General features: G+C 66.5%; 14 protein-coding genes. 11 read left to right on the forward strand and 3 right to left on the reverse strand.

Annotation, left to right across the window (positions count from 1 at the left end):
- Window positions 1–79 precede the first annotated feature (79 nt).
- A complete protein-coding gene (locus QXZ94_RS00845) occupies window positions 80–1,588 on the forward strand; it encodes a glycosyltransferase family 39 protein (protein WP_315718814.1) in 1,509 nt (502 codons plus the stop codon).
- 148 nt (window positions 1,589–1,736) lie between these two features.
- Here the strand turns inward: QXZ94_RS00845 and QXZ94_RS00850 are convergent, their stop codons facing one another.
- Window positions 1,737–2,558, reverse strand: a complete 822-nt coding sequence (locus QXZ94_RS00850; protein WP_315726011.1) for a uracil-DNA glycosylase — start codon at window positions 2,556–2,558, stop codon at window positions 1,737–1,739.
- 305 nt (window positions 2,559–2,863) lie between these two features.
- On the opposite strand from QXZ94_RS00850, the gene QXZ94_RS00855 reads away from it, so the two are divergent.
- From QXZ94_RS00855 to QXZ94_RS00865, 3 genes are all read left to right on the forward strand, one after another.
- Complete coding sequence (locus tag QXZ94_RS00855; protein WP_315718815.1) at window positions 2,864–4,522, forward strand: electron transfer flavoprotein-ubiquinone oxidoreductase; 1,659 nt, start codon at window positions 2,864–2,866, stop codon at window positions 4,520–4,522.
- A 242-nt stretch (window positions 4,523–4,764) separates the two neighbouring features.
- Entirely contained in the window at window positions 4,765–6,561 is a 1,797-nt protein-coding gene (locus QXZ94_RS00860; RefSeq protein WP_409998557.1) for a tetratricopeptide repeat protein, read from the forward strand.
- 165 nt (window positions 6,562–6,726) lie between these two features.
- Complete coding sequence (locus QXZ94_RS00865) at window positions 6,727–7,629, forward strand: 4-(cytidine 5'-diphospho)-2-C-methyl-D-erythritol kinase (protein ID WP_315718817.1); 903 nt, start codon at window positions 6,727–6,729, stop codon at window positions 7,627–7,629.
- Between the two features lie 246 nt (window positions 7,630–7,875).
- Here the strand turns inward: QXZ94_RS00865 and QXZ94_RS00870 are convergent, their stop codons facing one another.
- Window positions 7,876–8,886: a polyprenyl synthetase family protein gene (locus QXZ94_RS00870; protein WP_315718818.1), complete on the reverse strand. Its 1,011-nt coding sequence runs from the start codon at window positions 8,884–8,886 to the stop codon at window positions 7,876–7,878.
- Between the two features lie 132 nt (window positions 8,887–9,018).
- On the opposite strand from QXZ94_RS00870, the gene QXZ94_RS00875 reads away from it, so the two are divergent.
- From QXZ94_RS00875 to glyS, 6 genes are all read left to right on the forward strand, one after another.
- Complete coding sequence (locus QXZ94_RS00875) at window positions 9,019–9,246, forward strand: DUF2007 domain-containing protein (protein WP_011925103.1); 228 nt, start codon at window positions 9,019–9,021, stop codon at window positions 9,244–9,246.
- A complete protein-coding gene (locus tag QXZ94_RS00880; RefSeq protein WP_315718819.1) occupies window positions 9,239–10,003 on the forward strand; it encodes a tRNA1(Val) (adenine(37)-N6)-methyltransferase in 765 nt (254 codons plus the stop codon). The genes QXZ94_RS00875 and QXZ94_RS00880 overlap by 8 nt, the downstream gene beginning before the upstream one ends.
- A 242-nt stretch (window positions 10,004–10,245) precedes the next feature.
- The gene (locus QXZ94_RS00885; protein WP_315718820.1) at window positions 10,246–11,163 is read left to right on the forward strand and encodes a S49 family peptidase; all 918 of its coding nucleotides are present in this window, start codon (window positions 10,246–10,248) and stop codon (window positions 11,161–11,163) included.
- A gap of 107 nt (window positions 11,164–11,270) precedes the next feature.
- Window positions 11,271–11,462: a hypothetical protein gene (locus tag QXZ94_RS00890; protein WP_172111272.1), complete on the forward strand. Its 192-nt coding sequence runs from the start codon at window positions 11,271–11,273 to the stop codon at window positions 11,460–11,462.
- 124 nt (window positions 11,463–11,586) lie between these two features.
- Window positions 11,587–12,522 carry a glycine--tRNA ligase subunit alpha gene (locus QXZ94_RS00895; protein WP_315718821.1) on the forward strand — a complete coding sequence of 312 codons (936 nt, stop codon included), beginning with the start codon at window positions 11,587–11,589 and terminating at the stop codon, window positions 12,520–12,522.
- Between the two features lie 231 nt (window positions 12,523–12,753).
- Window positions 12,754–14,859 carry a glycine--tRNA ligase subunit beta gene (gene glyS / locus QXZ94_RS00900; RefSeq protein WP_315718822.1) on the forward strand — a complete coding sequence of 702 codons (2,106 nt, stop codon included), beginning with the start codon at window positions 12,754–12,756 and terminating at the stop codon, window positions 14,857–14,859.
- Window positions 14,860–15,257: 398 nt separating this feature from the next.
- On the opposite strand, the gene QXZ94_RS00905 is transcribed toward glyS, so the two are convergent.
- Window positions 15,258–15,605, reverse strand: a complete 348-nt coding sequence (locus tag QXZ94_RS00905; RefSeq protein WP_315718823.1) for a DUF1236 domain-containing protein — start codon at window positions 15,603–15,605, stop codon at window positions 15,258–15,260.
- A gap of 253 nt (window positions 15,606–15,858) precedes the next feature.
- Here QXZ94_RS00905 and QXZ94_RS00910 point away from each other — a divergent pair, with 253 nt between their 5' ends.
- Window positions 15,859–16,017 (forward strand): DUF3096 domain-containing protein, encoded by a 159-nt coding sequence (locus QXZ94_RS00910; RefSeq protein WP_172110798.1) that lies wholly within the window; start codon window positions 15,859–15,861, stop codon window positions 16,015–16,017.
- The last annotated feature ends 8 nt before the right edge of the window (window positions 16,018–16,025 follow it).

Here is a 16,025-nt window from a genome sequence, read left to right on the forward strand (position 1 = left end):
CACCGCGGTTGCGGATGAGGGACGGTCCTGCCGGCCTCCTCGACGTCCTCAGCGATCCAGCTAAGCGATCCAGCCGTTCATGCGTTTCACGTCACTGGTTGTCGAACTGATCCGCGCCAGGCCACGGCTGGTCGTCGTCATCGTGGTGCTGTGCCAGGCCATGATGTGGCTCGGCACAGCCGTGCTGTTCTATCGCAGCCCGCCCGGCCAGCTCGCCACCGCCATCGCGTTCGGACGCGAGTACCAGGTCGGCACCGACCTCGGACCACCGCTGTCGTTCTGGCTTGCGGACATCGCCTACCGCGTCGCCGGCAACCATCTATTCGGCGTCTATGTGCTGGCGGCGCTGTGCTCGGCCCTCAGTCTGTGGGTGATCTACCTCCTGGCGCGGACGATCGTCGGTGGCCAGCAGGCGGTGCTCGCGGTGCTGCTGACGATGACGATCACCGCCTTCGGCGCGCCGACCCTCGAATTCGGTCCCGAGGTGCTGGCGCGGCCACTGTGGGCGCTGCTGCTGCTGCACAGTTGGCGGATCCTCGGCCAGGGCCGGCGCAATGCCTGGTTCGCGTGGTCGATCGAGGCCGGCCTGTTGCTGCTGACGACGCCGGCCGCCGCCGGCCTGCTGCTGCTGCTCGCCGGCTTCGTGGTGTCGACGGCGCAGGGCCGCCGCGTGCTGCGCTCGTTCGATCCGCTGTTCGCACTCCTCGTCGTGCTGGCGTTGGCGCTGCCCTACCTCATTTTCGTGCTGCGCTCCGACAGTGTCGGGCTGCCCGCACTGCCCATGCTCGCGGAGCTTTCGACGCGAGGCTGGCATTGGCTCGCCTTGGCGGGGGGGATCCTGCTGGCGCTCTCGGCCGTCGTGCTGCTCGTGCTGCTCGACGCCAGCTGGATCAACCGCAGCGAGACCGACGCCCCGATCATCTATCGTCGCGCCGTTCCGCCGCTCGCACGCGACTTCGTCTATTGCTTCGCGATCGCGCCGGCCTTGGCGGGTAGCCTGATCTCGGGTCTGTTCGGCCTGCCGACCGTGTTCGGCGGGGCCGCAGTCACATTGAGCATGGTCGGCCTCGCATTGGTGGTGGCATCGGGCGACCTGATCTATCTGCGCCGGCAGCGGCTGCTGCGCATGGTCTGGGCAGCCGCGGTTGCGGCACCGGCCGTCCTCGTTGCGGGCAGCGCCGTGGTCTTGCCCTTGGTCGGCGACCGCGAGGTCGCGACGGCGATGCCGGCCCGCGACATCTCCCGCTTCTTCGTCGAGAGTTTCGAGCGCCGCACCAACCAGCGGCTGCAGGCGGTCGCCGGCGATCCGCAACTCGCCAGCCTGGTCGCGTTGGGCCGCCGCCGCGCGCATCTGTTCCTCGATGCCACGCCGCAGCGGACGCCGTGGATGACGGCGGCGAAGTTCGCCGAGAACGGCGGCATCGTGGTCTGGCGCGCTTCGGACACGGCCGGCACGCCGCCGCCAGAGCTGGTCCAGCGTTTCCCCGGCCTCGTGCCGGAGGTGCCGCGCAGCTTCGACTGGCTGATCAACGGCCGCCAGCCGGTGCTGCGCATCGGCTGGGCGATCGTGCGGCCGAAGGGAACGTAGCGCTATCCGCGAACACCGTCATTGCGAGGAGCACTTGCGACGACTTGTCCGCCATAGCCCGGGGGGCGACGGCGGAAGCAATCCAGAGTCCCGCCCACGCTCCTGGATTGCTTCGCTTCGCTCGCAATGACGCGGCGAGGGCGGGGGCCTACACTGCCAGCACCGTCGCGATCGCGCGCAGATCCTGCCACGACAGACGCTTGTAGGACGGCGAGCGCAGCAGGTAGGCCGGGTGGAAGGTGGCGATCGCGCGGATGGTGCGTTTGCCGGTGTCGTAGTCGCGCCACTTGCCGCGGGTGCGCATGATTCCCTCGGTGGTGCCGAGCAGCGCCTGGGTCGACGGATTGCCGAGCGTCACCAGCACGTCGGGATCGACCAGCTCGATCTGGCGACGGATGAAGGGCAGGCAGATCTGGGTCTCCTGCGGCGTCGGCGTGCGGTTGCCTGGCGGCCGCCATGGGATGACGTTGGCGATGTAGACCTTGCTGCGATCGAGCCCGATTGCGCCGAGCATACGGTCGAGCAGCTTGCCGGAGCGGCCGACGAACGGCAGCCCCTCGATATCCTCGTCGCGACCGGGCGCCTCGCCGACCAGCATGATGCGCGCCTGCGGGTTGCCGTCGGCGAACACCAGCCGCGTGGCGGTCTGCTTCAGCGCGCAGCCGTCGAATTTCTCGAGCAGGTCGCGCAGTGCCTCCAGGGTCGGCGCCGTCACGGCCGCCTCGCGGGCCGAGGCGATGGCGGCGTCCGGCGGAGGCGGCGGTTCGCCGCGCGGCGGAACGATCGCGGGCGCCCCGTGCTTGCCCAGCTGCGACGCCACCGCAGCACGGGCGGCGGGCGCCGCGGCCGAAGGGATGGGCTCGGGCTCGACCAGCCGGTTGATCGGCTCGTCGGCGAGCGCGCAATCGACCCCGGCCTCCAGATAGAAGGCGAGCAGTTGGCGGACGTCGGGGAGGGGCTCGGGGGTCATCATGATCGGTCGCAGGAGCAGTCTACGCTGCCTCGGCGCATGGCGGAATGCATTTACGTGGTTGTCCCGGCCCGAAAAATCGGAAACAAGAGCTTGGAATAACCCAAAAACGGGACGGAACGCCCTAGTGTTCCGGCGCCAGCCTTCGCTCTCCCCTCGGGATCAGCCTCAGCGACCGGCCGACGCCTTCAGGAACCCTAGTTAAGTCATTGTTGCTATTGCAGCTTGCGGGTTTGACCTTTGCATGCGCCAGGGGAATGCGAAGGCCGGACCCACTGCACCAGCCGGGCCTGAGATCGAGAGACATGAGCACCGAAGAATTACCCGAGCGCGAATCCATGGAGTTCGACGTCGTCATCGTCGGCGCAGGTCCGTCGGGCCTGACCGCCGCGATCCGGCTGAAGCAGCTCAACGCCGATCTCAACATCGTCGTGGTCGAGAAGGGCTCCGAGGTCGGCGCGCACATCCTGTCGGGTGCCGTGATCGATCCGGCCGCGCTCGACAAGCTCATCCCGGACTGGCGCACGGATGACGATTGCCCGCTGAAGACGCAGGTCCAGGTCGACAAGTTCTTCTGGATGACCGAGAGCGGCGCGATTTCACTGCCGGCCTTCGCGATGCCGCCGCTGATGGACAATCACCACTGCTACATCGGCTCGCTCGGCAATGTCTGCCGCTGGCTGTCGCGCAAGGCCGAGGCGCTCGGCGTCGAGATCTATCCGGGCTTCGCCGCGACCGAGGTGCTGTATGACGAGCAGGGCGCGGTGCGCGGCATCGCCACCGGCGACATGGGCATCGGCAAGGACGGCAAGCCGAAGGCGTCGTTCACGCGCGGCATGGAGCTGCTCGGCAAGTACACGTTGTTCGCGGAAGGTGCCCGAGGCAGCCTGTCCAAGCAGCTGATCGCGAAGTTCGCGCTGGACGCCAAGAGCGAGCCGGCGAAATTCGGCATCGGCCTCAAGGAAGTCTGGCAGATCGATCCCGCCAAGCATCAGAAGGGCCTGATCCAGCACTCGTTCGGCTGGCCGCTCGACATGAAGACCGGCGGCGGCTCGTTCCTGTATCACTATGACGACAATCTCGTCGCGGTCGGCTTCGTCGTGCATCTGAACTACGACGATCCTTATCTGTCGCCGTTCGAGGAATTCCAGCGCTTCAAGACGCACCCCTCGATCCGCGGCGTATTCGAAGGCGGCAAGCGGCTCGCTTATGGCGCGCGCGCCATCACCGAAGGCGGCTATCAGTCGGTGCCGCGGCTGTCGTTCGCAGGCGGCGTGCTGATCGGCTGTGCGGCGGGCTTCGTCAACGTGCCGCGCATCAAGGGCGTGCACAATGCGATGGGCAGCGCGATGCTCGCGGCCGAGCACGTCAATGCCGCGCTCGCCGCCGGCCGCGCCAATGACGAGCTGGTCGAGTATGAGAACGCCTGGCGCTCCTCGCCGGTGGGCGAGGACCTGTTCAAGGTCCGCAACGTCAAGCCGCTCTGGTCGAAGTTCGGCACCGTGCTCGGCGTCGTCCTCGGCGGCTTCGACATGTGGTGCAACACGCTCGGCTTCTCGCTGTTCGGCACCCAGTCGCACGCCAAGCCCGATCGTGCCACGCTCGATCCGGCCAAGGCGCATCAGCCCAAGCCCGCGATGAAGCCGGACGGCAAGTTGACCTTCGACCGGCTCTCCTCGGTGTTCCTGTCCAACACCAATCATGAGGAAGACCAGCCGGTGCATCTGAAGGTCGCCGACATGGCGCTGCAGAAGAGCTCCGAGCACGACGTCTATGCCGGGCCTTCGAACCGCTATTGCCCGGCCGGCGTGTATGAGTGGGTCGAGGATGGCACGAGCCCGCGCTTCGTGATCAACGCGCAGAATTGCGTCCACTGCAAGACCTGCGACGTCAAGGACCCCAATGGCAACATCACCTGGGTTCCTCCGGAGGGCGGTGGCGGACCGAACTACGAGGCGATGTAGCGCAAGGTTAACGCACGTTTGCGTGAGGCGGCTGTCCCGACAGGGGCAGCCGGCCACGATACGGCCATACTGGCGCGGTTTGTCGCAGGTCACCTCGGCCACAGGGGCTTCCGGCTGACCCGAATATCCTGCAAATCCTTGCGGTTGGCCGCTAAACGCGGCATTGTCGGCGCCTTGAAGAGCTGCCGATCGGGTTCGTGTCCGTGACGATCCGTCATTCCCAACAATCAGAGCGCACCGTGATGTCATCCATTCGCAATCGCTGGACCGCAATTGCCGTTGCCGCCTTGCTGCTTCCCGGTACCGTCCTGGCCCAGACGCCGGATCATCCGACTGACACCACCGCGAAGTTTCCGACCAGCGTCGATCTGAAGTCGCTCACCACCTCGGGCAGCTATCTCGCGGCCCGCCACGCCAGCGTCGAGCGTGATGCTGCCTCCGCCGCCGCCTTCTATCGCTCGGCGCTGCGCACCGATCCCAAGAACAACGAGCTGCTCGACCGTGCCTTCATCTCCTCGGTTGCGGACGGCGACATCGACGAAGCCGTGAAGCTCGCCGAGCGCGTGCTCGCGGTCGACAAGTCGAACCGCATCGCGCGTCTCGTGATGGGCGTGCAGGACATCAAGCAGAAGAAATACGCGGCCGCCCAGAACAACATCAACCAGTCGGTGCGCGGGCCGATCACCGATCTCGTCGCGACATTGCTGTCCGCCTGGGCCACGGCCGGAGCGGGTGATTCCAAGACGGCCGTCGCCAACATCGACAAGCTGACCGGTCCGGAATGGTATCCGCTGTTCAAGGACCTGCACGCCGGCATGATCCTGGAGCTCGCCGGCAAGGAGAAGGAGGCCGGCATCCGCTTCGAGCGCGCCTACAAGCTCGACGATTCGATGCTGCGCATCACCGAGGCCTATGCGCATTGGCTGTCGCGCAACAAGGATGCGGCGGCGGCCACCGCGATCTATGAGGCGTTCGACAAGAAGCTCGCACGCCACCCGCTGGTGCAGGAGGGGCTGCGCGAGACCAAGGCCGGCAAGAAGCTGCCGCCGCTGGTCGACTCCGCGCAGGCCGGCGCAGCCGAGGCGCTGTACGGCATCGGCGCCACCCTCAGCCGCCGCGGCGGCGAGGACCTCGCGCTGGTCTATCTGCAGCTCGCGCTGCATCTGCAGCCGAACCATCCGCTGGCGCTGCTGTCGCTCGCCGATCTCTACGAGACGGTGAAGAAGCCGCAGATGGCGATCAAGGTCTATGAGCGCGTGCCGGCGAGCTCGCCGCTGAAGCGCAATGCGCAGATCCAGCTCGCCACCGACCTCGACAGCGCCGATCGCAGCGACGACGCGATCAAGATCCTCAAGGACGTCATCACCCAGGACCCGAAGGATCTCGAAGCGATCATGGCGCTCGGCAACATCGAGCGCGGCCGCAAGAAGTTCGCCGATTGCGCCAAGACCTATTCGCTCGGGGTCGATTCGCTGCCCGCCAACAACGACAAGGCCAACAGCGTCTATTACTACTATCGCGGCATCTGCCTGGAGCGCTCCAAGCAGTGGCCGAAGGCCGAGGCCGACATGCGCAAGGCGCTCGAGCTGCAGCCCGACCAGCCGCACGTGCTGAACTATCTCGGCTATTCCTGGATCGACCAGGGCGTCAATCTCGACGAAGGCATGAAGATGATCAAGCGCGCCGTCGAGCAGCGCCCCGACGACGGCTATATCGTCGACTCGCTCGGCTGGGCCTATTACCGCATCGGCAACTACGAAGAGGCGGTGAAGAATCTCGAGCGCGCGATCGATCTCAAGCCCGAAGATCCGACCATCAACGACCATCTCGGCGACGCCTACTGGAAGATCGGCCGCAAGCTGGAAGCCAAGTTCCAGTGGGCGCATGCCCGCGACCTGAAGCCGGAGGCCGAGGAGCTGCCGAAGATCGAGGCCAAGATCCAGAACGGCCTGGCCGATGACCCGGCGCCTGCCGCCGCGAGCGCCGACACCAAGGACGCGCCGGCCGACGCCAAGAAGGACGACGGCAAGGGCGGCTAGGTCGTCCGATCATGGTCTGAGAGCGATTGCGGGCTCCTCGGTCGACCGGGGAGCCCGGATGATTTTGATGAAGCGTGTGGCGGTGCCGGCCACGCTCGTTTCAGCCGCGGGCTGACAGCGACACCGGACCCTTGCCACGGAGGAGAGGTTGGGGGCATAGCGCCGATGTTGGCGTCCACGGTCACCGGCGCGCTGCAGGAGCAGGGCCGCGCCAAGGTCAATCTGACGCTGCGGGTCGTCGGCCGCCGCGTCGACGGTTATCATGATCTCGAAAGCGTCGTCGCGTTCGCCGACTGCGCGGACCAGCTCACGCTGGCGCCGGGCGAGGGGCTGACGTTGACCACCACGGGGCCGCTCGCGGACGCCTGCGGTGACACCTCCGACAATCTCGTGCTCAAGGCGGCGCGGCTGCTGGCCGAGGCGGTCCCCGGCCTGAGGCTCGGCGCCTTCACGCTGGAAAAGGTGCTGCCGGTCGCGGCCGGCATCGGCGGCGGCTCGGCGGACGCGGCCGCAGCGCTGCGGCTGCTGGCGAAGTTGAACGGCCTGTCGCTGGATGATCCGCGATTGCAGGCGGTGGCGCTGAAGACCGGCGCCGACGTGCCGGTCTGCGTTCCCTCACGCGCCTGTACCATGACCGGTGTGGGGGAGAATTTGCAGCCGCTCGCGCTGCCCGTCCTGCCCTGCGTGATGATCAATCCGCGCGTGCCGGTCGCGACAAAGGACGTCTTCCAGGCGCTCGGGCTGAAGCCGGGCGATCTGCTGGTGGGGGTGACTGATGTGCTCACGGCGTCGTCCTGGCCGAAGGCCGGTGCGTCGATCGGGGATTGGGTCAGTGCGCTCGACCGGCTGAAGAACGATCTGGAGCCACCCGCGCTGAAGGTGCAGCCGATCATCAGCTCCGTGCTCGACGCGCTCCGCGCCAGCTCCGGCGTGCTGCTGGCGCGGATGTCGGGTTCGGGTGCGACGTGCTTTGCGATCTATGGCAGCGCGGCTGATGCCAAAGCGGCCGGGGCTGCGATCGCCGCTGCGCACCCCGAGTGGTGGGTGCATGCGGGGACGCTGAGCTAACTAACCAAACGCCGCGAAACGACTGCCCAATACAGCGCCCTCGCCCGGGAGAGGGCATGTACGGCCCATCAACGCACGCGGTTGGGTGAGGGGTATCTCTCCTCGAACTCCGCTCGTCGAGACATACCCCTCACCCAAGCGAGCTTGCCGCGCTGTTCTACATGCCCTCCCGCAAGGGGAGAGGGCGCAGCCACGGCGCTGTCTACGCGGCACGTGACACTCTCGATGGAGTGGCAGGTGAACTAGCTAATGCGACCTTGCCAGGCAGAACGCCACGACCTGCTCCAGCGCGCTCTTCATCGGCGAGGCCGGGAACAGCGCCAGCGCATCCACCGCCATCGCGCCGTAATGATGCGCGCGGCTGATCGTGTCCTCCAGCGCGCGGTGCTTGTTCATCAGGCCGATGGCATGGTCGAGATCGCTGTCGTTGATCTCGCCGCGCTCGAGCGACTTGATCCAGAACGCGCGCTCGCTGTCGCTGCCGCGGCGGAACGCGAGCACCACCGGCAGCGTGATCTTGCCCTCACGGAAATCGTCACCGACATTCTTGCCGAGCTTGGCGGCCTTGCCGCCATAGTCGAGCACGTCGTCGACGAGCTGGAAGGCGATGCCGAGATTCATGCCGAACGAGCGCGACGCCGTCTGCTCGGCCTTGGGCCGGTCGGCGAGCACGGGACCGACCTCGCAGGCGGCGGCGAACAGCTCGGCGGTCTTGCCGCGGATCACCGCGAGATATTCGTCCTCGGTGGTCGCGGTGTTCTTGGCGGCGGCCAATTGCATCACCTCGCCCTCGGCGATGGTGGCGGCGGCCGCGGAGAGAATGTCGAGTGCGCGCAGCGAGCCGACCTCGACCATCATGCGGAACGCCTGTCCGAGCAGGAAGTCGCCGACCAGCACGCTGGCCTCGTTACCCCACAGCATGCGCGCCGACAATTTGCCGCGGCGCATTTCGCTCTCGTCAACCACGTCGTCATGCAGCAGCGTCGCGGTGTGCATGAACTCGACCGCGGCCGCGAGCTTGACGTGGCCGTCGCCGCTGTACTCGGTGAGATGCGCCATCGCCAGCGTCAGCATCGGCCGCAGCCGCTTGCCGCCGGAGGAGATCAGGTGATTGGCGACCTCCGGGATCATCGTCACGTCGGATCCGGTGCGCGACAGGATCGTGGCGTTGACTCGTTCCATGTCGGCCGCGACCAGCCCGACCAGCCCATCGATCGAAGCGCCCGATGGACTTTCGAAAGGTACGATAACCGCCACGCTGGTCTCCAATTTTGCTATCCTGGTTTCGACAATAGAAACTGCGGCCGCAGGCGGCAAGGGCGGACACGGAACCTTGACCCACGCCCTTGGAAGCCTTGCTTGACCCCGGCCTGCATGGAGACATAACGATTGAAGGAATTGGTTCGGACCAACGACATCGTGCTGGTTTCAGCAATCGGGGCGCTGCTCGACGGCGCCGACATCCATCACCTCGTCCTCGACCAGAACATGAGCATCATAGAGGGCTCACTCGGCATCCTGCCGCGCCGGATACTGGTGCATGAGGACGACAATCTGCAGGCCCGCCGATTGCTGACCGAGGCCGGGCTGGCGCACGAACTGCGCCCCGATGAGTGACGCTGCCGCCATCTCCGAGGACGCGGTGCTCGGTGGGCGCTTGCGGCTGCGGCAGCCGGCCAGCGGCCATCGTGCCGGCCACGACGCCATCCTGCTGGCTGCCGCAACGGCCGCGCGCCCCGGTGATCGCGTGGTCGACCTCGGGGCCGGGGTGGGGACCGCGGGACTGGCCGTGGCCACACGTGTCGACGGCATCCGGCTCGTGCTGATCGAGCGCGATCCGGATCTGGCGGGCCTGGCGCGCGACAATGCGCGTGCCAATGATTTGCGGGCCGAAGTGGCCGTTCTTGATGTCGCCGCTGACGCCGCAGCCTTCGCCGCGATGGGGCTCGGGCCAGACAGCATCGACGTCGTGCTGATGAACCCGCCGTTCCACGATGCCGCGCGTCACCGTGCCTCGCCGGACGCTGCACGCGCGGCCGCGCACATGGCGACCGCGGCGACCTTGGAGATCTGGACCCGTGCTGCGCGCCGGATGCTCAAATCCGGCGGTGTGCTGACCTTGATCTGGCGAGCCGATGGGCTGGGGGAGGTGCTGGCGGCGCTGGGGCGCGGCTTCGGCAGCCTTGCCATTCAACCGGTCCACGGTCAGGCCGGAAAGCCGGCAATCCGTATCCTGGTGAGGGCCGTTAAGGGAGGCCGGGCGCCGACCCGGATCTGGCCGGGTCTGATGCTGAACGAGGCAACAGGTGTGCCGAATGAAGACGTCTTGCGTGTGCTGGAAGGGCAGGGGGCGCTGGCTCTGGCCGCCCCCTGAACAGTCGGTCGGGGTCGCGCGTTATTGCGTCTGCGCCTCGGACTGGCGTTCGGTTACCGACGTGAAACGGATCGCCGTCAAGAGAGTACCGATCAGCAGCATCAACAGGTAGACCTTCATGTATTCCTCCGCCGCACTCTGCAACGTGACTCGCCGTGCAATTGCCCAGCGCATAGCAAGGCTCGTTCCAGCCCATTGAATGGCAGCGGCGCGATAAAAAATGGTAAATCCGAGGTAACTGAATGGTGGACAATTTGACACAACCCAGCGATGCAGCCGGGCCTTTTGATCGGTTGAAAGCGCTGCTGCCGGCGCGTCTGCGCGGCGCGCCGGTGGTGCCCGTCGTCCGCCTGTCCGGTGTGATCGGCGCGGTGACGCCGCTGCGTCCCGGGTTGACCCTCGCCGGCGTCGCCAAGATGCTGGAGCGCGCGTTCTCGATGCGCAACGCCAAGGCGGTGGCGCTGGTGATCAACTCGCCCGGCGGCTCGCCGGTGCAGTCGCGCCAGATCTATCTGCGCATCCGCCAGCTCGCGGCGGAGAAGAAGCTGCCGGTGCTGGTGTTCGTCGAGGACGTCGCGGCGTCCGGCGGCTACATGATCGCCTGCGCGGGCGACGAGATCTTCTGCGATCCTTCCTCGATTCTCGGCTCGATCGGCGTGGTCGGCGGCTCGTTCGGGCTGCAGGACCTGATCAAGAAGATCGGCATCGAGCGCAGGCTCTATACCGCCGGCGAGCACAAGGCGATGCTCGATCCATTCCTCCCCGAAAACCCTGATGACGTGGCGCGGCTGAAGAAGATCCAGCGCGAGATCCACGCGCTGTTCATCTCGCTGGTCAAGGAGAGCCGCGCGACCCGGCTGAAGGGCGCCGACGACACGCTGTTCACCGGCGAATACTGGGCCGGCGATACCGCCGTGACGCTCGGCCTCGCCGATGCGATCGGCGACATCCGTTCGGTGCTGCGCGCGCGCTTCGGCGACAAGGTCGGAATGCCCGTGGTGGCGCCGGCGGGCGGCCTGCTCTCGGGCCTGCTGGGTCGCAAGGCCGCCGGGGCCGGCAGCCTCGCTGCGGAAGGTCTGGGCCTCGGCTGGTCTGGATTGGCCGAGGAACTGATCTCGGCCGCCGAAACCCGGGCCATCTGGGCCCGATTCGGCTTCTGAGGCCTGGTCCGCGCCATTTTGCCCCCTGCAATCCGGATTGCAGGGGGAACCTGGATCGGCGACAATACGAATCGGGGTGGCTGCTGCACATTAACAAGGATCGACCGATGCCGCCGTTCGTCGCTTTCGCGGGTATGCTGGGCGGGCTTGCCGCGGTTCGCTGGGCCTACAAGACCGCTCAGAAGATCAACCGCGAGCTCGAGGAGGTCAGGCTGTCGCGCGCCGCCGAGGCCGCGCAGCCCGCCGAGATCAAGACCCTGCGCCGTGATCCCGTGACGGGCGCCTACCGGCCGGGCTGACCGCCGCTTGCCACGAAGCGGCGGCGCGAACCGCCGCTGATCCGGCCCTATTGCCTTGATTCCTCGGGGCCTCGCCGATACGGTCCGCGCGCTTTTCCGACCTCGCGAAAGACCGATATCGACGATGGACTCGCTGCCCCCGCACATGCGCCCCGAACGTTCGTTCCAGGGCTTCATCCTCGCCCTGCAACGCTTCTGGGCCGAGCAGGGCTGCGTGATCCTGCAGCCCTACGACATGGAGATGGGGGCGGGCACCTTTCATCCGGCAACCACCTTGCGCGCGCTCGGGCCGAAGCCGTGGAACGCGGCTTACGTGCAGCCGTCGCGGCGGCCGAAGGACGGCCGCTACGGCGAGAATCCGAACCGGATGCAGCACTACTACCAGTTCCAGGTGATCATGAAGCCGTCGCCGCCGAACCTTCAGGAGCTGTATCTGAAGTCGCTCGCCGCGATCGGCATCGATGCCGCCGTGCACGACATCCGCTTCGTCGAGGACGATTGGGAGAGCCCGACGCTCGGTGCCTGGGGTCTCGGCTGGGAGTGCTGGTGCGACGGCATGGAGGTGTCGCAGTTCACCTATTTCCAGCAGGTCGCGGGCTTCGAATGCGCGCCGGTCGCCGGCGAGCTCACCTACGGCCTCGAGCGCCTGGCGATGTACGTCCAGGGCGTCGACCGCGTCTACGACCTCAACTTCAACGGCCGCGACGGTGATCAGAAGGTCACCTATGGCGACGTCTTCCTGCAGGCCGAGCGCGAATATTCGCGGCACAATTTCGAGCATGCCGACACCGACATGCTGTTCGAGCAGTTCAAGATGGCCGAGGGCGCCTGCCGCAAATATCTCGACGCCGGCTGGGGCGAGGGCCGCAAGGAGCACCTGATGGCGCTGCCGGCCTACGACCAGTGCATCAAGGCCAGCCACGTCTTCAACCTGCTCGACGCCCGCGGCGTCATCTCCGTCACCGAGCGCCAAAGCTACATCCTGCGCGTCCGCGAACTGGCGAAGGCGTGCGGCGAGGCGTGGCTGCATACGGAAGCGGGCGGGGCGGGGGCAGGTTAGAACGAACGCGGCTGCTTTCGGGCCTCATGGTTCGAGACGCGCCGCGTGCGGCGCTCCTCACCATGAGGGTCTACGATCTCGCCGCAAATTCAGACCTCGTCCTGAGGAGCCCGCCGGAGGCGGGCGTCTCGAAGGACGGTGGAAGGCACGCTGTCTTCCACGAGTTTAGCAATTCGCGATGGCCTGTCCCCCGAGGGGGAAGGTGGTTCTTCGCGCAGAGAGACTTGAGACATGCCCGATCTTCTCCTCGAACTGTTCTCCGAAGAAATCCCCGCGCGCATGCAGGCCAAGGCGGCGGAGGATCTGCGCCGCATGGTGACCGACAAGCTCGTCGCCGAGGGCCTGGTCTATGAAGGCGCCAAGGCGTTCGCGACGCCGCGGCGGCTCGCGTTGACGGTGCACGGCATCCCGGCGCGACAGGCGGATCTGAAGGAGGAGCGCAAGGGCCCGCGCGTCGGCGGCCCCGATGCGGCGATCCAGGGCTTTCTCAAGGCCACCGGCCTGTCCTCGCTCGACGAGGCGACGATCCAGCGCGATCCGAAGAAGGGCGATTTCTACGTCGCGCTGATCGAGAAGCCCGGCCGTGCCACGCTCGACGTGCTCGCCGAGATGCTGCCGGTGATCATCAGAACCTTCCCGTGGCCGAAGTCGATGCGCTGGGGCAAGCGCTCGGAGAAGCCGGGCGCGCTGAACTGGGTGCGGCCGCTGCACGCGATCACCGCGACCTTCGGGCTGGAGACCGAGGAGCCTGACGTCGTCAGCTTCGCCGTCGATGGCATCGAGGCCGGGCAGACCACCTATGGACACCGCTTCCTGGCGCCATCGGCGTTCAATGTGCGCCGCTTCGAGGACTACGAGGCAAAGCTGCTCGACGCCAAGGTCGTGCTTGACCCGCAGCGCCGCAAGGACACCATCGTCACCGACGCCAAGCAGCTCGCCTTTGCGCAGGGCTATGAGCTGGTCGAGGATCCGGTTCTGCTCGACGAGGTCTCGGGCCTCGTCGAATGGCCGGTCGTGCTGATGGGCTCGTTCGATCCGGAGTACCTGAAGGTCCCCGGCGAGGTGATCCGCGCCACCATCCGCAACAACCAGAAATGCTTCGTGGTGCGCGATCCCAAAACGGGTGGCCTCGCGCCGAAATTCATCCTGACCGCCAATATCGAGGCGACCGACGGCGGCAAGACCATCGTCGCCGGTAACGAGCGCGTCATCCGTGCGCGTCTGTCGGATGCGAAGTTCTTCTACGAGACGGACCTCAAGACGAAGCTCGAGGACCGGCTGCCGAAGTTCGAGCAGATCGTGTTCCACGAGAAGCTCGGCACGCAGGCCGCGCGGATCGCGCGGATCGAGAAGCTCGCCGCCGGGATCGCGCCGCTGGTCGGCGCCGATGCCGCCAAGACCGCGCGCGCGGCGAAGCTCGCCAAGGCCGATCTGCTCACGGAGGTCGTCGGTGAGTTTCCTGAAGTGCAGGGCCTGATGGGCAAGTACTACGCGCTGGCGCAGGGCGAGGACGCGTCCGTCGCCGCGGCCTGCGAGGAGCACTACAAGCCGCAGGGCCCCGGCGATCGCGTGCCGACGGACAAGGTCGCTGTCGCGGTCGCGCTCGCCGACAAGATCGATACGCTGGTCGGCTTCTGGGCGATCGATGAGAAGCCGACGGGCTCGAAGGATCCCTACGCGCTGCGCCGCGCGGCGCTGGGCGTGATCCGGCTGATCGCCGAGAACGCGCTGCGCTTGTCACTGCTGAAGGTGGCTGCTTCTGCGCTGATGGGCCTGCAGGCGAAGAGCGCGCAGGAGCCGGACAAGCTCACAGCCGATCTCCTCTCCTTCTTCGCGGACCGTCTCAAGGTGCAACTGCGCGAGCAGGGCGCCCGCCACGATCTCGTCGACGCCGTGTTCGCGCTCGGCGGCCAGGATGACCTGTTGATGGTCGTCCGCCGTGTAGAGGCGCTCGGAAAGTTCCTGGACAGCGACGACGGCAAGAATCTGCTTGCCGGCACCAAGCGCGCCTCCAACATCCTCGCCATCGAGGAGAAGAAGGACAAGCGCAAGTTCGAGGGCGCGCCGGACGCTGCGCTCTACAGGCTCGACGAGGAGAAGGCGCTGGCCAAGGCGATCGGCGAAGTTGCCGCGGAAGCGGGCGCGGCCGTCGCCAAGGAGGATTTTGCCGCCGCGATGCGCGCCATGGCCAAGCTGCGTCCGGCGGTCGACGCGTTCTTCGACAAGGTGAAGGTCAACGACGACGATGCCGCGATCCGCGAGAACCGTCTCAAGCTGCTGAACGAGATCCGCAGCGCGACCCGTGCGGTCGCGGACTTCTCGAAGATCGAGGGCTGAGCAGCCCTGGATCGCTTCGCTCGCGATGACGGAGGAGGGAGCGACATCCTCCGCTGTCATGCCCGCGCAGGCGGGCATCCAGTACGCCGCGGCTTTTCGGTGGACTCGCAATCGTCTCGGCGTACTGGATCGCCCGGTCAAGCCGGGCGATGGCAGCTGTGGTGATGGTAGCCAAGCTTGCCACGATCGTCATTGCGAGGCGCTCTTGCGCCGAAGCAATCCAGGGGCCGTGGAGGCAGACTGTCCGTGTCGCCCCTGGATCGCTTCGCTGCGCTCGCGATGACGACCCGAAGCTAACGGCTTCCCAAAAAGTAAGCCCCGCCCGGCGGGGGGAACCGGGCAGGGCCTTTACATCTGGCCGCTTGCGGGGGCGTTGGCGACCAAATGCGTCTCGATAACTACTCAACCACCTGAATGATCCGCCGCGATCTCGGTTCGACCAGAACAGTTTCGCCGTTCACCACTGTGTAGCGATAAGGTGTCGCACCGAAGCGCTCGGGAACGTCGTAGTATGTAACACCCGACTCGGGCAGGACGGTCCCAACAATGACGCGATCCGGGATCACATAGTTGGGAACACGCTCGCGCACGACGTATTCGCGGAATTCAGGGCGACGTTCCACCCTGATCACGGGAGCATCCTCCTCGACCACGATGCTGCGTCCCACGGTGGTGGACTGCGCCTGCGCTGCCGCCGGGATCACGAGTGCGGCCACGAGGGCGGCAAGGGTGATTTGCGTTCGCATGGACGAAACTCCTTGGCTGTTGATCCGCTGAGCGGGACCGGCGTGCGCCGGCATCCGCCTTCCAATGCGACCACCGGTGTATCGTTCCGCGCCGGGCCTTGCGCGTCCGGCGGCATTTCTGCGGCAGATCCTCGAGGTAGGGAACCGGAACCCGGGCCGTGCGTCTCCTATTCCGCCACGATGACGCAGGATAAGGTCTGGCCTCGTCGAATCGCCCCGGCTTCCGGTCCTTCAATCCTTTTCGAGTTTGCCGATGACCCTCACTGCGACCCACATCGCGCCGATCGTCTCCCTCATCGCGGGTGTCCTGATCCTCATCATGCCGCGCCTGTTGAACCTCATCATCGCGATCTTCCTGATCGTGAACGGCCTGCTCGGCCTCGGCGTGCTCAGGTGGTTCCACCTGCACTAGCCCCAGCA

Origin of the sequence: Bradyrhizobium sp. SZCCHNS2022 (assembly GCF_032377575.1) — a bacterium.
Taxonomy (GTDB): Bacteria; Pseudomonadota; Alphaproteobacteria; order Rhizobiales; family Xanthobacteraceae; genus Bradyrhizobium; species Bradyrhizobium aeschynomenes.